This window comes from Robertmurraya sp. (assembly GCF_036676585.1).
In the GTDB taxonomy this organism is placed as follows: domain Bacteria; phylum Bacillota; class Bacilli; order Bacillales; family Cytobacillaceae; genus Robertmurraya_A.
Genome location: NZ_JAKFCQ010000164.1, coordinates 96,312 through 113,147, shown reverse-complemented (window position 1 = coordinate 113,147; position 16,836 = coordinate 96,312). Strand labels below are relative to the sequence as shown.

20 protein-coding genes are annotated in these 16,836 nt (G+C 38.5%); all 20 read left to right on the top strand.

The window, feature by feature from the left end; translation table 11 throughout:
* Positions 1–18 precede the first annotated feature (18 nt).
* The 20 genes from trmFO (at position 19) to fliL (ending at position 16,814) form a co-directional block, all read left to right on the top strand.
* Complete coding sequence (trmFO, locus tag ACGLXV_RS20890) at positions 19–1,326, top strand: FADH(2)-oxidizing methylenetetrahydrofolate--tRNA-(uracil(54)-C(5))-methyltransferase TrmFO (protein ID WP_119707528.1); 1,308 nt, start codon at positions 19–21, stop codon at positions 1,324–1,326.
* A 61-nt stretch (positions 1,327–1,387) separates the two neighbouring features.
* Positions 1,388–2,290, top strand: coding sequence for a tyrosine recombinase XerC (xerC, locus tag ACGLXV_RS20885; RefSeq protein WP_119707529.1), 903 nt, complete (start codon positions 1,388–1,390; stop codon positions 2,288–2,290).
* A gap of 17 nt (positions 2,291–2,307) precedes the next feature.
* On the top strand, positions 2,308–2,850 hold the full coding sequence (gene hslV / locus ACGLXV_RS20880; RefSeq protein WP_119707530.1) for an ATP-dependent protease subunit HslV: 543 nt from the start codon (positions 2,308–2,310) through the stop codon (positions 2,848–2,850).
* A 10-nt stretch (positions 2,851–2,860) separates the two neighbouring features.
* The gene (hslU, locus tag ACGLXV_RS20875) at positions 2,861–4,267 is read left to right on the top strand and encodes an ATP-dependent protease ATPase subunit HslU (RefSeq protein ID WP_391560168.1); all 1,407 of its coding nucleotides are present in this window, start codon (positions 2,861–2,863) and stop codon (positions 4,265–4,267) included.
* A 130-nt stretch (positions 4,268–4,397) separates the two neighbouring features.
* Positions 4,398–5,177 (top strand): GTP-sensing pleiotropic transcriptional regulator CodY, encoded by a 780-nt coding sequence (codY, locus tag ACGLXV_RS20870; protein ID WP_119707532.1) that lies wholly within the window; start codon positions 4,398–4,400, stop codon positions 5,175–5,177.
* A gap of 404 nt (positions 5,178–5,581) precedes the next feature.
* A complete protein-coding gene (flgB, locus tag ACGLXV_RS20865; RefSeq protein WP_391560167.1) occupies positions 5,582–5,974 on the top strand; it encodes a flagellar basal body rod protein FlgB in 393 nt (130 codons plus the stop codon).
* Positions 5,975–5,977: 3 nt separating this feature from the next.
* Positions 5,978–6,406 (top strand): flagellar basal body rod protein FlgC, encoded by a 429-nt coding sequence (flgC, locus tag ACGLXV_RS20860; protein ID WP_119707534.1) that lies wholly within the window; start codon positions 5,978–5,980, stop codon positions 6,404–6,406.
* 14 nt (positions 6,407–6,420) lie between these two features.
* Entirely contained in the window at positions 6,421–6,726 is a 306-nt protein-coding gene (gene fliE, locus ACGLXV_RS20855) for a flagellar hook-basal body complex protein FliE (RefSeq protein ID WP_119707535.1), read from the top strand.
* 66 nt (positions 6,727–6,792) lie between these two features.
* Entirely contained in the window at positions 6,793–8,388 is a 1,596-nt protein-coding gene (fliF, locus tag ACGLXV_RS20850; protein ID WP_391560166.1) for a flagellar basal-body MS-ring/collar protein FliF, read from the top strand.
* Between the two features lie 15 nt (positions 8,389–8,403).
* Positions 8,404–9,420 (top strand): flagellar motor switch protein FliG, encoded by a 1,017-nt coding sequence (gene fliG / locus ACGLXV_RS20845; protein WP_119710528.1) that lies wholly within the window; start codon positions 8,404–8,406, stop codon positions 9,418–9,420.
* Positions 9,413–10,177, top strand: a complete 765-nt coding sequence (gene fliH, locus ACGLXV_RS20840; protein ID WP_391560165.1) for a flagellar assembly protein FliH — start codon at positions 9,413–9,415, stop codon at positions 10,175–10,177. The genes fliG and fliH overlap by 8 nt, the downstream gene beginning before the upstream one ends.
* Before the next feature lies 1 nt (position 10,178).
* Complete coding sequence (gene fliI, locus ACGLXV_RS20835) at positions 10,179–11,492, top strand: flagellar protein export ATPase FliI (protein ID WP_391560190.1); 1,314 nt, start codon at positions 10,179–10,181, stop codon at positions 11,490–11,492.
* A gap of 2 nt (positions 11,493–11,494) precedes the next feature.
* Positions 11,495–11,938, top strand: a complete 444-nt coding sequence (gene fliJ / locus ACGLXV_RS20830) for a flagellar export protein FliJ (RefSeq protein WP_119707539.1) — start codon at positions 11,495–11,497, stop codon at positions 11,936–11,938.
* Between the two features lie 8 nt (positions 11,939–11,946).
* A complete protein-coding gene (locus tag ACGLXV_RS20825; RefSeq protein WP_391560164.1) occupies positions 11,947–12,546 on the top strand; it encodes a MotE family protein in 600 nt (199 codons plus the stop codon).
* A 36-nt stretch (positions 12,547–12,582) separates the two neighbouring features.
* Positions 12,583–13,791 (top strand): flagellar hook-length control protein FliK, encoded by a 1,209-nt coding sequence (locus ACGLXV_RS20820; RefSeq protein ID WP_391560163.1) that lies wholly within the window; start codon positions 12,583–12,585, stop codon positions 13,789–13,791.
* A 9-nt stretch (positions 13,792–13,800) separates the two neighbouring features.
* Positions 13,801–14,436, top strand: coding sequence for a flagellar hook assembly protein FlgD (gene flgD, locus ACGLXV_RS20815; protein WP_119707542.1), 636 nt, complete (start codon positions 13,801–13,803; stop codon positions 14,434–14,436).
* 13 nt (positions 14,437–14,449) lie between these two features.
* Entirely contained in the window at positions 14,450–14,833 is a 384-nt protein-coding gene (locus tag ACGLXV_RS20810) for a TIGR02530 family flagellar biosynthesis protein (RefSeq protein ID WP_119707543.1), read from the top strand.
* Positions 14,834–14,912: 79 nt separating this feature from the next.
* Positions 14,913–16,124: a flagellar hook protein FlgE gene (locus tag ACGLXV_RS20805; protein ID WP_391560162.1), complete on the top strand. Its 1,212-nt coding sequence runs from the start codon at positions 14,913–14,915 to the stop codon at positions 16,122–16,124.
* Positions 16,125–16,174: 50 nt separating this feature from the next.
* The gene (locus ACGLXV_RS20800; RefSeq protein ID WP_251515710.1) at positions 16,175–16,399 is read left to right on the top strand and encodes a flagellar FlbD family protein; all 225 of its coding nucleotides are present in this window, start codon (positions 16,175–16,177) and stop codon (positions 16,397–16,399) included.
* Positions 16,386–16,814 (top strand): flagellar basal body-associated protein FliL, encoded by a 429-nt coding sequence (gene fliL / locus ACGLXV_RS20795; protein WP_119707546.1) that lies wholly within the window; start codon positions 16,386–16,388, stop codon positions 16,812–16,814. The genes ACGLXV_RS20800 and fliL overlap by 14 nt, the downstream gene beginning before the upstream one ends.
* Positions 16,815–16,836: the final 22 nt, after the last annotated feature.

The following is a 16,836-nucleotide window of genomic DNA, read 5'->3' as shown; positions in this document are numbered from 1 at the left end:
CTATTGGAGGTTCATAAAATGATAGATGCAACAGTGAATGTTATAGGAGCAGGCTTAGCTGGAAGTGAAGCAGCTTGGCAACTTGCAAAAAGAGGAATAAAGGTTCGCTTGTACGAAATGAGACCAGTGAAGCAAACTCCAGCACACCATACAGATAAATTTGCTGAGTTAGTTTGTAGTAACTCCCTTCGTGCTAATAATTTAACAAATGCAGTTGGAGTCCTGAAGGAAGAAATGCGAAAGTTAGACTCTGTTATTATCGCTTCTGCGGATGCTTGTGCAGTTCCAGCAGGAGGAGCGCTTGCCGTGGATCGTCATGAATTTGCTGCACATGTAACAGATCAAGTGAAAAATCATCCCAATGTAACTGTCATCAATGAGGAAATAACAGAAATCCCAGAGGGACCTACTGTCATAGCGACTGGACCTTTAACAAGTCCTGGGCTTTCAGCCAAGCTTCAAGAATTAACGGGTGAGGAATATTTATACTTCTATGACGCTGCAGCACCTATCATTGAAAAAGATAGCATTGATATGGATAAGGTGTATTTAAAATCCCGTTACGATAAAGGGGAGGCAGCGTATCTAAACTGTCCTATGACTGAAGAGGAGTTTGATCGTTTTTACGAAGCCCTTGTTTCAGCAGAAACGGTTCCTTTGAAAGAGTTTGAAAAGGAAATTTTCTTTGAAGGTTGTATGCCGATTGAGGTAATGGCGAATCGAGGGAAGAAAACGATGCTATTTGGTCCGATGAAGCCAGTTGGTCTTGAGGATCCAAAAACAGGTAAGCGTCCGTTTGCTGTTGTTCAGCTTAGACAGGATGATGCGGCAGGAACACTCTACAATATTGTTGGATTTCAGACACATTTGAAGTGGGGACCACAAAAGGAAGTTCTTCAATTAATTCCTGGTTTAGAAAATGCTGAAATCGTAAGGTATGGTGTTATGCACAGAAATACATTCATTAATTCACCTAAAGTACTAGAGCCTACGTATCAATTCAAAAATCGTAAGGATCTATTCTTTGCTGGTCAAATGACAGGAGTAGAGGGCTATGTTGAGTCTGCAGCAAGTGGATTAGTTGCTGGACTTAATGCAGCCAGACTTGTTCAAGGCGAAGAGCTTGTTGTGTTCCCTGGAGAAACAGCAATCGGAAGTATGGCAAGATACATTACGAGTGCAAGCGCAAAGAATTTTCAGCCGATGAATGCGAACTTTGGTTTATTCCCGGAGTTACCGACTAAAATCAGAGGGAAAAAAGAAAGAGCAGAGCAACATGCAAATCGAGCTTTAGAAACAATTCAGAACTTTGTGAAAAATTTGTAAATTACTTGCAAGGGTATGTGAAGTGTGATACGATTTAGGAGCCTTTGTGAGGTGACGAATATTGTCAGAAGATGTGAACGTTTCAGCAAAGTTATTTTTTGAATATTTACAAATAGAAAGAAATTATTCACAATATACAATTGAGCATTATCAAGTTGATGTTAGGGATTTTACTCTTTTTATGAAGGAGCAATCGTTAGCAGATTATGCTGACGTCGAGTACTCCGATGTCAGGCTGTATTTAACGAAGCTTTTTGAAAAGAATTTGTCTAGAAAATCTGTTGCGAGAAAAATATCTAGTATGAGAAGCTTTTACCGGTTTTTATTAAGAGATAATCTTGTACAGAATAATCCTTTTGCACAAGTGATTATGCCGAAGCAAGAAAAAAGATTGCCTGATTTTTTTTATGAAGAGGAACTTAAAGCTTTATTTTCGAGTTGTGAGGCTAATACTCCTATTGGGCAGAGGGATCTTGCTTTGCTAGAAATTTTATATGCTACAGGAATGCGCGTTAGTGAATGTTGTCAGCTTCGTTTAAAAGATATTGATTTATACATTGGAACGGTACTTGTTCATGGGAAGGGCCAAAAGGATCGATATATTCCATTTGGTAGCTTTGCTCAAGAAGCAATTGATACATATATCAACAATGGCAGAAAAGCACTTCTTGGAGAAAAGCATTCACATGATTCCTTGTTTGTTAACTTTCGTGGAGAACCACTTACAACAAATGGAGTTAGACATATTCTCGATCGAATGATAAAAAAATCATCTTTAAACGGGTCCATCCATCCGCATAAACTAAGGCATTCCTTTGCGACACATCTCCTTAATAACGGAGCAGATATGAGGAGTGTACAAGAGCTTTTAGGGCATTCGTTTTTGTCTTCTACACAAATTTATTCACATGTTACAAATGATTACTTGCGAAAAACATATATGGCCCACCACCCCCGGGCTTAAGCTTTAGGAGGAATAATATGACGCAATTTCATGCAACAACTATTTTTGCTGTTCGTCATAATGGTCAATGTGCCATGTCTGGAGATGGTCAAGTAACCTTTGGCAATGCTGTTGTGATGAAGCACACAGCTCGTAAGGTTAGAAAGTTATTTAACGGCAGAGTTTTAGCAGGATTTGCCGGCTCTGTTGCGGACGCCTTTACCCTTTTTGAAATGTTTGAAGGTAAGTTAGAGGAGTATAATGGCAATCTGCAACGAGCATCTGTTGAACTTGCGAAACAGTGGCGAAGCGATAAAGTTCTTCGGCGTCTTGAAGCAATGCTAATTGTTATGAACGACACGGATATGCTATTGGTTTCTGGTACGGGGGAAATCATTGAACCAGATGATGGAATCCTTGCGATTGGATCAGGTGGGAATTATGCACTATCTGCGGGAAGAGCATTAAAGAAGTATTCTGGAGAGCATCTAACGGCAAAGGAAATCGCAAAGGCTTCTCTTGAAATTGCCGCTGAAATTTGCGTATATACAAATCACAATATTATCGTTGAAGAGCTTTAGGAGGGATCGAATGGTCACTAAAGGGACAAATCTAACCCCACGTCAGATTGTTGAACGATTGGATCAGTATATCATTGGGCAGAAGGATGCAAAGAAAGCAGTAGCGGTTGCGCTGAGAAATCGTTATCGACGTAGTTTGCTTGACGAAGGTTTAAGGGATGAAATCAATCCTAAGAATATATTAATGATTGGACCAACGGGTGTCGGAAAGACAGAAATCGCTAGACGAATGGCAAAGCTTGTATCAGCTCCGTTTGTAAAAGTAGAAGCTACGAAGTTTACGGAAGTGGGCTACGTGGGTCGTGATGTTGAATCAATGGTAAGAGATCTCGTTGAAACAGCAGTTAGGCTTGTAAAAGAAGAAAAAATGCAAAAAGTGAAAGAGCGAGCAGAGGACAATGCAAATAAACGACTAGTTGATTTGTTAGTACCTTCTGCGAAAAAAGCAACAGGCTATAAAAATCCTTTAGAAATGCTATTCGGTGGAGGCGGTACACAGGAACAAGAACCAACACCTACTGAAGACATGAATATCGTTGAAAAAAGGAAGGTTGTTGCCGAAAAGCTTTCTAAGGGAGAGCTTGAAAATGAAATGGTTTCTGTTGAAGTGGAAGAACAGCAACCATCCATGTTTGATATGCTTCAAGGTTCAGGTATGGAGCAAATGGGGATGAATATGCAGGATGCCTTAAGTGGCTTAATGCCGAAAAAACGAAAAAAACGGAAGCTTTCGGTTCGAGATGCTAGAAAGGTGTTAACGAATGAGGAAGCCTCGAAGCTGATTGATATGGATGAAGTCACATCAGAAGCTGTGTTCCGTGCTGAGCAAACAGGAATCATCTTCATTGATGAAATTGATAAAATTGCTAGTAAAAACGGAAGCGGATCATCTGCGGATGTATCTCGAGAGGGAGTACAAAGAGATATTCTTCCGGTTGTTGAAGGTTCAACTGTCGTTACAAAGTATGGATCAGTGAAGACAGACCATATTCTGTTTATGGCTGCAGGTGCCTTCCATATCGCCAAGCCGTCTGATTTAATACCGGAGCTTCAAGGACGTTTTCCAATTAGAGTAGAACTAACAAAGCTAACGGTAGACGATTTTTATAAAATACTAATCGAACCTGACAATGCACTAATTAAGCAATATCAAGCATTGTTAGTGACTGAAGGTATAGAAATTGAATTTTCTGACGATGCTATTCGTAAGATTGCAGAAGTTGCTTATGATGTAAATCAAAATACGGATAACATTGGAGCAAGAAGATTGCATACCATCTTAGAAAAGCTTCTAGAGGACTTGTCCTTCGAAGCACCAGATATCACAATGGAAAAAATCACAATCACACCACAATACGTAGAAGAAAAGCTCGGACCCATTTCGCGTAATAAAGATTTAAGTCAATTTATTTTGTAATTCATGGGTTTGATTCCCTCGCGATGGGGGAATCAAACGTATATTACGTTACACACAACAGTTCAATACATATGCAGAATTCATAGTAAGTGCTACTGCAATGGTTTTAGCTAATTAGGAGGAAGAACAAATGGATTTACTGTCAAAAACAAGAAAGATTAATGCCTTACTTCAAAAGGCAGCAGGAAAACCGGTTAACTTTAAGGAAATGTCAGAAACACTAAGTGAAGTCATTGAAGCAAATATTTTTATCGTAAGTCGCCGTGGGAAATTATTAGGCTTTGCGGTAAACCAACAAATTGAAAACGAGCGTATTAAGAAAATGCTTGAAGATCGTCAATTCCCTGAAGAGTACACGAACAACCTATTTAACATTAACGAAACCTCGCCTAACCTAGATGTAGATAGCGAGTACACAGCTTTCCCGGTGGAAAACAAAGACCTATTTAAAAACGGTTTAACGACGATCGTTCCTATCATCGGCGGAGGAGAGAGACTAGGAACATTAATCCTAGCTAGAACGCAAGAGCAATTCCATGATGATGACCTAATTCTTGCAGAGTATGGATCTACAGTAGTAGGGATGGAGATTCTAAGAGAAAAAGCAGAAGAAATTGAAGAAGAAGCAAGAAGCAAGGCAGTTGTACAAATGGCAATTAGCTCGTTATCTTATAGTGAGCTAGAAGCAATCGAGCATATTTTTGAAGAGCTTAGTGGAAAAGAAGGGTTATTAGTTGCTTCGAAAATTGCTGATCGTGTAGGAATTACAAGATCTGTGATTGTAAATGCACTTAGAAAACTAGAAAGTGCTGGTGTTATTGAATCACGTTCGTTAGGTATGAAAGGAACATATATTAAAGTACTAAACGACAAGTTTTTAGTTGAACTAAGTAAATTAAAATCAAACTAATGAAAAACTCCTTATTTCGATAAGAAATAAGGAGTTTTTTTATGGTACATTTCGACAAAATTCCACTTTAACTTTACAATAAAAATGTCTTCCCGTATGCTAAATACACAATTACAATATAAGACATTCTTACTAGTTCATTTTTCTTAGAAGACAAATGGATCGGATGAACTGAAAAAATGACAAAAAAATGTACATGATTGCAATCTTTTCAGTGTTTTGCTAGTAGGACGATTTGAGTAAAATAGGACTTATAGATTAAGTATTTCGCCCTTATTGAGATAGACATCCTATATGCGATTCATTAAAATTAGTAGTATGATTGTTTTGCAGAATCCGACGTAAAACTACAAGTTTCTGCACCAATCAACAAAATATATATATTTATATATGAGGTGGAGAACTTGAAGCTCTTTTCAAATACAATTAATACGCTTGAAAATGCGTTAAATTATTCTTCTACAAAACAAAAAGTGATAGCACAAAATATATCGAACGCTGATACTCCTGGGTATAAGGCTAAAAACGTTAGTTTTAAGTCAGAACTTAATGATGCGATGTCGACTGTTACAGGGAAACAAACGAACAGCAAGCATATTGCCATCCAAAGCTCTGGACGAGCGGGAGTAACAATAACTACTGATCGTACCACATCATACAACCATACGGGAAACAATGTTGATATTGATAAAGAAATGTCAGACCTTGCAACTAATCAAATTTATTATAATGCCATGATCGAACGAATTAGCGGAAAGTTTAACTCGCTAGAAACAGTCATAAAAGGAGGAAGATAATACATGTCGATATTCCATAGTATCAATACTTCTGCTTCTGCTTTAACAGCACAAAGATTGCGCATGGATGTTATCTCTTCCAATATGGCTAATGTTGACACAGCGGGTTATAGAAGGAAATCAGTCGTGCTTCAACCGAAGGAGGGAAACTTCTCTTCGTTTATGAGTCAGGCTATGTCAAAACAAACGACAGGTGCTGGAAACGGTGTGAAGGTCTCAAAAATTGTTGAGGACACAGAAACACCTTTTAAACTTGTGTATGACCCTGAACATCCTGATGCGGATGAGAATGGCTATGTAGAACTACCAAATGTCGATCCACTCCGTGAAATGGTGGATTTGATTAGCGCTACTAGATCATATGAAGCAAACGTGACTGTATTGAATGCATCTAAAGGAATGCTTATGAAAGCATTAGAGATCGGTAAATAAAAGGAGAATAAATCATGACTATATCTATTCCGTCTGTATCTAAAGTTTTTCAATCAAATGCAGCAGTTTCTGCTCCATCTACTACACCATACGAAGCACAAAAGAGTTTTGCGTCCGTATTAAAGGATTCAATTGAAAAAGTTAATCAAGCGCAAAATCAATCGGATGTAATGACAGAAAAATTGGCAAGAGGCGAAAATGTAGATCTTCACCAAGTGATGATTGCAAGTCAAAAAGCAAGCATCACCATGTCAGCAACGATTGAAGTGCGAAATAAAGTAATTGAAGCATATCAAGAAGTAATGAGAATGCAAGTTTAATAGCTTTTGTGTTGGAAAGGTGCTAAAGGCACCTTTTGGCATGACACACTGAACCGGAGGAACGTGATGAACCAATTGCAGAAACAATTACATGCAATAAAAGAATATTGGACAAGTCGTTCTAAAAAGCAAAAAATGTTCTTTGTGGGCGGTTTAGTGTCTTTAGTGACACTGATTTCATTAGTAACGTTTTTTGCAACTAGAACGACTTTAGAACCTTTATATAGTAATCTGTCGCCAGCTGAAACAGGAGCTATTAAAGAAAGCTTGGATGCAAGAGGAATTGTATCTGAGATTGCTGATAATGGAACGACGATATTAGTTCCAAAAGAGAGCATTGATACGTTAAAGGTTGAGCTTGCGGCGGAAGGTATACCTAATTCAGGAAGCATTGATTATTCATTTTTTAGTCAAAATGCTGGAATTGGAATGACTGAGAATGAGTTTAATGTGATGAAGCTTGATGCGATGCAAACAGAGTTAGCGAATTTAATGAAGGGTATAGAAGGGATTAATGATGCGAAGGTTATGATTAATCTTCCAGAGAAAGGGATCTTTGTAACAGATGCATCAGAAGCGGCCAGTGCTTCTATTGTACTTAGTACGAAACCTGGTTATGAATTTGAGGAAAGCCAGATTAAAGCGTTGTACCATCTAGTTTCAAAGAGTGTTCCCAATCTCCCTACAGATAATATCGTCATTACGAACCAAAACTTTGAGTACTTTGACTTAAATAATGAAGAAAATTCATCAGGTTCAACTTTTGCTGCTCAAAATGATATCAAGAAACAGATTGAACGTGATGTTCAACGCCAAGTACAAAGCATGCTAGGTACCTTAATGGGACAAGACAAAGTAGCAGTAATCGTTACTGCTGATGTTGACTTTACACAGGAAAATCGTGAAGAAAATCTTGTGACTCCTGTAGATGAGGAGAACATGGAAGGTATTGCGGCAAGTGCTCAAAAAATTACAGAAACCTTTACTGGTGACGCAGCGGATGTTGGTGGTGAACCAGTTACTGAAGATGCAGCAGACTCTCTTGGTACAGGTTACCTAGAGGGAGCAACTGGAACAGGGGATTATGAAAGAATTGAAGAGACGATCAACTATGAAGTGAATAAAATCCGTAAAGAAATTGTTGAAAGTCCTTATAAAATTAGAGATTTAGGTATTCAAGTAATGGTAGAACCTCCAACTGCGGATGATCCTACTACATTACCTCAAGAACGTGTGGATGATATTACGCAAATGCTTGCTTCAATCGTTCGTACTTCTATTGATAAAACAACCGTTGATGGAGAACTAACGGATGAAGCAATTCAGGACAAAATTCTAGTGTCCGTTCAACCATTTAACGGAAAGGTAGAATTTGAAGATACTCAAACAGCATCTATTCCATGGTGGGTATACGCAATCGGTGGAGTCCTTCTAGCTACTATAATCGTGTTAATTATTCTGTTTATGCGTGCAAGAAAGAAGAAGGCAAAAGAGGAAGAAGATATGGCATTTGATAATTACACGCCTATTTCTATTCGTGACCTTGATGAAGACAAGGAAGAAACAGAAGGATCGTTGAGAAAGAAGCAACTAGAAAAAATGGCGAAAGAAAAACCAGAGGATTTCGCAAAACTATTGCGTTCATGGATTGCTGAAGACTAGGAGGAGTGAGTGAAGGTGGCAAAAAGAGATCAAAAGGAATTAACAGGTAAACAAAAAGCAGCCATTCTTCTCATTTCACTTGGGCCGGATGTGTCTGCATCAGTATATAAACACTTAAGTGAAGAAGAGATAGAAAAATTAACGTTAGAAATTTCTGGAGTAAAAAAAGTGGAATCTACCGCTAAAGAAGAGATTCTAGAGGAATTTCATAATATTGCTCTAGCACAGGACTATATTTCACAAGGTGGTATCGGATATGCAAAAACGGTTCTTGAAAAAGCGCTGGGGACTGAACAGGCAGCTGTTATCATTAACCGTTTAACTTCATCCCTCCAAGTTCGACCTTTTGACTTTGCTCGAAAAGCTGATCCTGGACAAATTTTTAATTTTATTCAAAATGAACATCCACAGACAATTGCACTTATTTTATCTTATTTGGATTCGGCCCAAGCAGGTCAAATTTTATCTGAGCTTCCTCAGGAAGTTCAAGCTGATATTGCAAGAAGAATTGCGGTAATGGATAGTACATCTCCTGAAATTATCAATGAAGTTGAGCAAATTTTAGAGCGGAAGCTGTCTGCATCTGTGACACAGGACTACACACAAACGGGCGGTATTGAGGCTGTTGTGGAAGTGTTAAATGGTGTCGATCGTGCAACCGAAAGAACGATTCTAGATGCACTTGAGATTCAAGACCCAGAGTTAGCGGAAGAAATTAAGAAAAGAATGTTTGTATTTGAAGATATTGTTACACTTGATAGCCGTGCGATTCAAAGGGTTATTCGTGACTGTGATAATGAAGATCTAAAGCTGTCTCTAAAAGTATCAAGCGACGAAGTCAAAGATATCGTGTTTGGAAATATGTCGAAACGTATGGTTGAAAGCTTTAAGGATGAAATGGAGTTTATGGGACCAGTTCGTCTACGTGATGTGGAAGAAGCACAGTCAAGAATTGTTGCCATCATTCGTCGTTTAGAGGAAGCAGGAGAAATTGTGGTTGCTCGTGGCGGAGGTGACGATATCATTGTCTAGGCTCATTAAATCAACGTGGGTACCACAAGAATTTTCCAACGAAAACAAAGTGATTTCGATTAAAGCAATCAAGAATTACACCGATGAAATAGAAGAAGAGTCATCTTTTGTAAGTTATCAAGAGAGAGAGAGAATTCTTGCGGCAGCGCAAAGTGAAGCGGACAGAATCGTTCAGGAAGCTAGGGAATATGCGGCTCAAATTAGAGAACAAATGGAGCAAGAGCAACAATCGTTTCAACTGGAGTTACAAGCAATGGCTGAACAAGCCCAAACTTCAGGCTTTATGCAAGGTCATGAAGAAGGAAAACGGCTTGGATATAATGAAGCGCAAGCCATCATAGAACAAGCGAAGGAAACGGTTACCTTATCAAAGCATGACTATGAGAAGAAGATTGATTCAAGTGAACGAACGATTCTGTCTCTTGCCCTTAAGGTCGCTGAAAAAATTATTGCTGATACACTAACAGGGGATTCGGAGCAGTTTTTACCGATAGTGAAAAAAGCATTAAAAGAAGCAAGAGAATATCGTGAAATTCAGCTTCATGTTCATCCATCACACTACGAATTTTTACTTGTCCAAAAGGAAGATTTAATTCGAATCTTTCCAAAGGAGACGGAATTATATATATTTCCTGATAGTGAGCTAACAGAACAAAGCTGTATTATTGAATCCGCAAATGGTCGTATTGATGCAAGTGTGGATCAACAGCTCGATGAAATCAAAAGAAAACTTTACGAACTATTGGAGAGTGAATAGAGTGCTAGCTGCCGATTTGTTGGGACAAATTGATCAGATGAAAACGTTTAAGCGCTATGGAAGAGTGAAGCGTGTCGTAGGTCTAATGATTGAATCGCAAGGACCAGAAAGCTCAATCGGTGATGTTTGTTACATTCATATCGGCAAAAACAACAGGAAAATTCAAGCTGAGGTTGTTGGTTTTAAGGATGAAAATATACTGCTTATGCCGTATACAAGCTTAAATGAAATTTCCCCGGGCTGTTTGGTAGAGGCAACATTGAAGCCATTAGAGGTGAAGATAGGTCCAGCTTTAATTGGTAGCGTACTAGATTCTTTAGGTCAACCTCTTGATGGGAGTCAACTTCCAAAAGGGCTTGGCTCGGTTGAGACAGACCAGGATCCACCTAATCCAATGACACGACCACCGATATCTGAACCTGTAGAAGTAGGAGTTCGATTAATCGATAGTCTTCTCACAGTCGGTATGGGTCAGCGTGTAGGAATATTCGCCGGAAGTGGTGTAGGTAAAAGTACATTACTTGGAATGATTGCGCGTAATACAAATGCTGATTTGAATGTGATTGCATTAATTGGTGAACGTGGTCGTGAGGTTCGAGAGTTTATCGAAAAGGATTTAGGACCTGAGGGGTTAGCAAGGTCAATCGTTATTGTCGCAACTTCTGATCAGCCAGCACTGATGAGAATCAAGGGTGCTTTTACGGCAACCGCGATTGCTGAATATTTTCGTGACAGGGGTTTAAACGTCATGATGATGATGGACTCAGTGACAAGGGTTGCGATGGCACAGCGTGAAGTAGGATTGGCCATTGGGGAACCACCGACAACGAAAGGGTATACACCTTCTGTCTTTGCAATTTTACCAAGATTATTAGAGAGAACAGGAACGAATAAGCATGGATCAATTACGGCGTTTTATACGGTACTAGTTGATGGGGATGACATGAATGAGCCGATTGCGGATACCGTTCGTGGGATATTGGACGGACACTTTGTTCTGGATCGCTCATTAGCTAATAAGGGGCAGTATCCGGCCGTTAATGTGCTGAAAAGCGTGAGTAGAATCATGAATAATATAGTACCTGAAGCCCATAAAAAATCTGCTGAAAAACTGAGAGAGTTGTTAAGTACCTATATCAATTCTGAGGATTTGATAAATATCGGTGCCTATAAACGAGGCTCATCAAAAGAAATAGATGATGCCATTGCATCGTATCCTAAAATTATTTCGTTTATTAAGCAAGCAACAGATGAAAAGGTATCCTTTGAAGAAGGTGTCCAATCGTTATATGAATTACTTGGAAGAAGTGACTAATAATGAGATATGAGTTCAAGTTTCATAAAATCCTCGCTGTAAAAGAACGTGAAAAAGATGAAGCCGTTTCTATCTACCAAGATTCAGTTCGAAAGTTTGAGGAAGTGGCAGAAAAGCTGTATGAGTTGTTAAAAAGGAAAGAGGATCTTGAAGTTTATCAGTCTGAGCGGCTTCATGGAGGACTATCCATTCAAGAGATTCGTCATCACCAACAGTTCATCAGTAATATTGAAAAGATGATTGATCACTATCAAAAGATGGTTATCAACGCAAGAAACAGAATGCTGCTATTTCAAGAAAAATTGTTAGAAAAAAATATAGAAGTAAAGAAGTACGAAAAAATCCGTGAAAAGGATTACTTGAAATTTACCGAGGATATTAAAGTGATTGAAGGTAAACAAATGGACGATATCTCGATACAAATGTACATGAATCGAGAAGGTTAGGTGATAGAATGGCAAAGGAAATCGAAGAAATAGAAGAAAAGAAATCGAATAAATTTCAAATGTTCATTTTTGTCTTTCTTATTCCCTTCTTGTTTTTAGTCACAGTTGCGTTAGTCGTTTTAAGCTTTGCTGGGGTAAATGTATTTGAAAAGTCCAAAGAGCTTGGTGCACAGATTCCGTTTGTTTCCTCGCTAATTACAGAAGAAGGAACACAATCGGAGGAAGAGTGGGAAAAGAGCGTAATTGCATTAGAAGGTGAGATCAAGGATCGAGAGGCAAAGATTGAAAAACTGGAATCTGAAATTGAAGGTAAAGATGCTCAGGTAGAGCGGTCAAATCTTGAAAAAGAACAACTACAGCAACAAATTGATGAACTTTTGGCAATTCAAGAGGAAAACAAACGAGCGTTTAAAGATATTATTAAAACGTATGAAACGATGTCTGCGAAAAAGGCGGCACCAATTATTACAGCTATGAGTGAACAAGAAGCACTAAAAATACTAACAACCATTAAATCAGATCAACTCGCTGCGATTATGGAAAATATGACAGCAGAGGATGCTGCCAAATATACAGAGCTTCTAACAGCTGAAAGCAACGAAGAGTAACCTTTTATTTCATTAGAAGGAGGTGAAAATGAAAACATGCAAATCGAGAGCCTAGGTTTCACGCAAAAGCTTGCTTCACAGTTGAACAAGGCTTCTACGAGCCAGGAGAAATCATCCTTCTCAAATTTTCTCCAATCAGTTACTGCTCCTATAGAAGAGACATTGAATGATAACGCGGTTGTGAAACTAACTGCTACCGACGTGAAAGACCTTTTAGCTTTTTTATCTAAGGATGATCTCTTAGATGTGGAAGAGGGTTTACAACTGCTAGATCAATTGATTTCAAATAGTAACGAAGATTTACTTACGATGATTGAGAATTATTTAGGAATGAGTCATATCCAATTTCAAAATCTGTTGTCTAACGTAATGGAGAAGCTTCAAATTGAAGGTGGAGAAGGTCAAAGTGATTTAGCCAAACTACTTCAAGTCATAGAAAAAATGGGTGATTTAACAGCGAGCCAGCTAGGGAACGTTCTTGATAAGGACTCGTTAAAACTAATAAGGGCATCAAAGCTTTATGAACTTATGGCCAAAAATCAAGACTCTTTGAATGAGGAATCTAGCAAACTAGATTTTAAGGCGTTAAGTGCAAAGTTAACAAGCTTCCTTGAGGGAAACACGTTAAAAAGTGACCAAGCTGCTTCGAGACTAGCCTTTTTAAAGCAAACTTTTTCAAGTATTAGTACAAGCTCCTCTTTGAAAGAAGAACCAACGAGTACGAGTTCTACTACAAAGACAGATATAATCACTGGTTCCGTTCAATTTATGCAGATGTCAAGACCGGAACAATTGACGCTAACTCTTCCAAATGGAACAAAGCAAGTTCAAACGGAACAATTAATAAAGCAGTTTGAGAGTATTTTAGCTAGAAGTCAATTTTCAAATGTAAATGGTGTTCAAAGATTGTTTCTACAGCTAAATCCAGGTCATTTAGGTTCGTTGAGAATTGAGATTATTCAACAGGATTCTGTTATGGTTGCGAAAATTGTCACATCAACGCAGGCGGCAAAGGAAGCGATTGAAGGACAACTAAACCAATTGAAACAAGCGTTTAATTCTCAAAACATTCAGGTTGAACGTGTCGAGATATCTCAGCAAACAGCAGGTCAAGAGCGATTCTTAAACCGAGATGGTGAACAAGAACAAGCAAGGCAGGAACAAGCAGAACGAAAGGAAGAGCAAACATCTGATCAAGATTTTATCTCATCCTTTGAAGAAGCACTCTTAAATACGGAAGTGTAGGTGAAACAAATGGCAAACACGATTAATTCATCCCTTTTACTATCAAACTATCAAGCTACTCAGCGTCAAACTGGGTCAGATTCATTAGGAAAAGATGATTTCTTAAAAATCTTAATGACTCAGTTGCAAAATCAAGACCCTTTAAATCCAATGCAGGATAAGGACTTTATTGCGCAAATGGCTACCTTTACGAGCCTTGAACAAATGACGAATATGAATAAGTCAATTGAATCATTAGTTAGCGCTCAAGAACAAAACCAATTGATTTCGTACAGTCAATTCATTGGGAAAGAGGTTAGTTGGCATAAGCTTACTGAATCTGAAGATGGCAGTACGTCAGAAATTGAACAAGGAACGGGGAAAATTGTCTCCTTAAAATTTACTGATGGAATAGCAGAGTTCCTATTAGAGGACGGGACGAGCTTAACATCTGGAAACATCTCGCAGATCAACGATACAAAAGGTGACACCATGCTTTTACAAGCAAGTATGATGATAGGCAAAACCGTTACTTATTCTTCTGAAAACAATGAAGTAAAGCAAGCCAAAGTAACATCCGTTACTTTTAAAGACGGGAAATCTTTATTTCAGCTAGAAAATGGAGAGAGTGTGTCAAGCACAAGCATTACAAAAATAGAAGCGTAAAGGAATGGTTTGAATGGACAAGTCTATGTTTAGACCGATTCATTCGCAGCCGATTAGTAACCATCCACTAAGATCGGTTACATCTAAACCTACGAGCACGGACTCTTTCTCTCAGCATTTACAGAAAGCATTACAACCAGAAAAACTAACGTTAAGTAAACATGCAAAAGAACGAATGTCCCAAAGGGGAATTCAAATTGATGAGGCCAAGTGGGGTCAAATTCAAGAGAAAGTAAATGAAGCGAAGAAAATGGGTGTCAAAGATTCGCTCGTATTGTTACAGGATGCAGCCCTTATTATCAGTGCAAAGAATAATACAGTGATAACGGCTATGGATCGGCAGGAAGCAACAACACAAATTTTTACAAATATCAATGGAACGATTATTTTAGAATAAATATTTTGGCTGGACCAAATGGAGGCCAACAAGCTACTGACCGATAGAAGTAGCTTACTATGAAAGGGGAAACGAAATAATGCTACGTTCAATGTATTCAGGAATTAGTGGAATGAAAAACTTCCAAACTAAGTTAGATGTTATTGGTAACAATATTGCAAACGTAAATACGTATGGCTTCAAAAAAGGTCGTGTAACATTTAAAGACACAATGAATCAAACAATTTCTGGGGCAAGTGCAGCACAAGACAACCGAGGTGGTAAAAACCCATTACAAGTTGGTCTAGGATCAACACTAGCAACGATCGATACAATTCACACACAATCAAGCTTACAAACAACAGGTCGCTCACTTGACTTAGCGATCTCAGGTGATGGCTACTTTATGGTGAATCAAGGAGATGCACAGTTCTATACAAGAGCTGGAAACTTCTATCTAGATGATAATGGTACATTAGTGAATGGCGATGGCTACAAAGTACAAGCATTCACAGTCGATGCAAACGGAAACGCTACGAATCAGCTTGGTGATGTGGCAGTTAACGTAAATGCTGTTTTACCACCTGTTACTACAAGTAATATATCGATTTCTGGTAATTTAGCGAGCAATTCAGTTAGCAATGGAACTCCGTTTACTCAACAGGTTCAAGTGGTAGATAATACAGGACAAGCCCACAGAATCGATGTTCATTTTGCAAAGACAGGTGATAATGAGTGGGGTGTTTATGTAAATAAGCCAGCTCAATTAGCTGACGGCACATTTGATACGCCTACAATGACTCTAGATTTTAGTTCAGGTACTGTAGACCCGCAAAGTGGATCTACTGATATTACCATTGGAACTACTACAATTAACGATGTTAACCTAGATTTCTCACAATTAACACAAGTAGCAGGCTCAACTAGCGCACTAGTTAACCCTAACGGTAACACAGAAGGTTCACTAGAAAGCTTTAACATCGGTTCACTTGGTGAAATCAATGGAGTATACTCAAACGGTCTAGTAAGAACTCTAGGTATGCTTGCTCTAGCTAAATTCAGCAACTCATCAGGTTTAACAAAGGCTGGCGGAAACCTTTTCCAAGAGTCCATTAACTCTGGTGTGGCAAATATTAATGTTGCAGGTGAAGGTAGAGGTTCAATCGCAGCTGGAACATTAGAAATGTCAAACGTTGACCTCTCGGAAGAATTTACTGAAATGATTTCTGCACAAAGAGGATTCCAAGCAAATACACGTATTATTACAACTTCAGATGAAATCTTACAAGAGCTTGTAAACTTAAAACGATAAGCTAAGGGAGGGATAGGGTTGAGACCAAACTTTCAACCCTAATAATAGCCGTGATTAAAGTAACCCGTCTAAATGGCAAACCATTCATGTTAAATGCTGTTTATATAGAAACAATCGAATCTTTTCCCGATACGACCATCACGCTTTCAAACGGGCGGAAATATGTCGTAAAAGAGGCAGAGGATCAAGTTTATGAAGCAATACAGAAGTTTTACCAATCTGTCAACCTTTTAGGACGGCTTCAGGTGGAGGATAAAGAAAATGAAGAAAAATAAGCTAGTCATGATTATGGCAATCTTGCTAGTCGCAATTACACTGGTTGGTGCCATAGCCGTTGTAGTGATTCTTAAGGTAACTGGGGAAGATAAAGAAAAGGAATTAACCATTGATGAAGTGTTAGAAGCGTCAGTAGACATTCCGCAAATGACAGCAAATCTTGCTAGTAATGACTTTATTCGTATCTCATTCAAAATTCAAACAGATAGTGTAACAGCAAAAGAAGAATTAGAAAAAAGAGATTTCCAGGTGAAAAATATCATTATTTTAGAGCTGTCTGAAAAAACAGCTGAGGATTTAAAAGGTAAAGAAGGTCAGCAAAAGCTGGAGAATGACTTGAAAACAAAGATTTCTGAGATCATGCAAGAAGGAAAAGTAGAGCATGTGTATATTACTGAATCTCTCCTCCAGTAAAATTGCAACCTTAGAGAGGAAG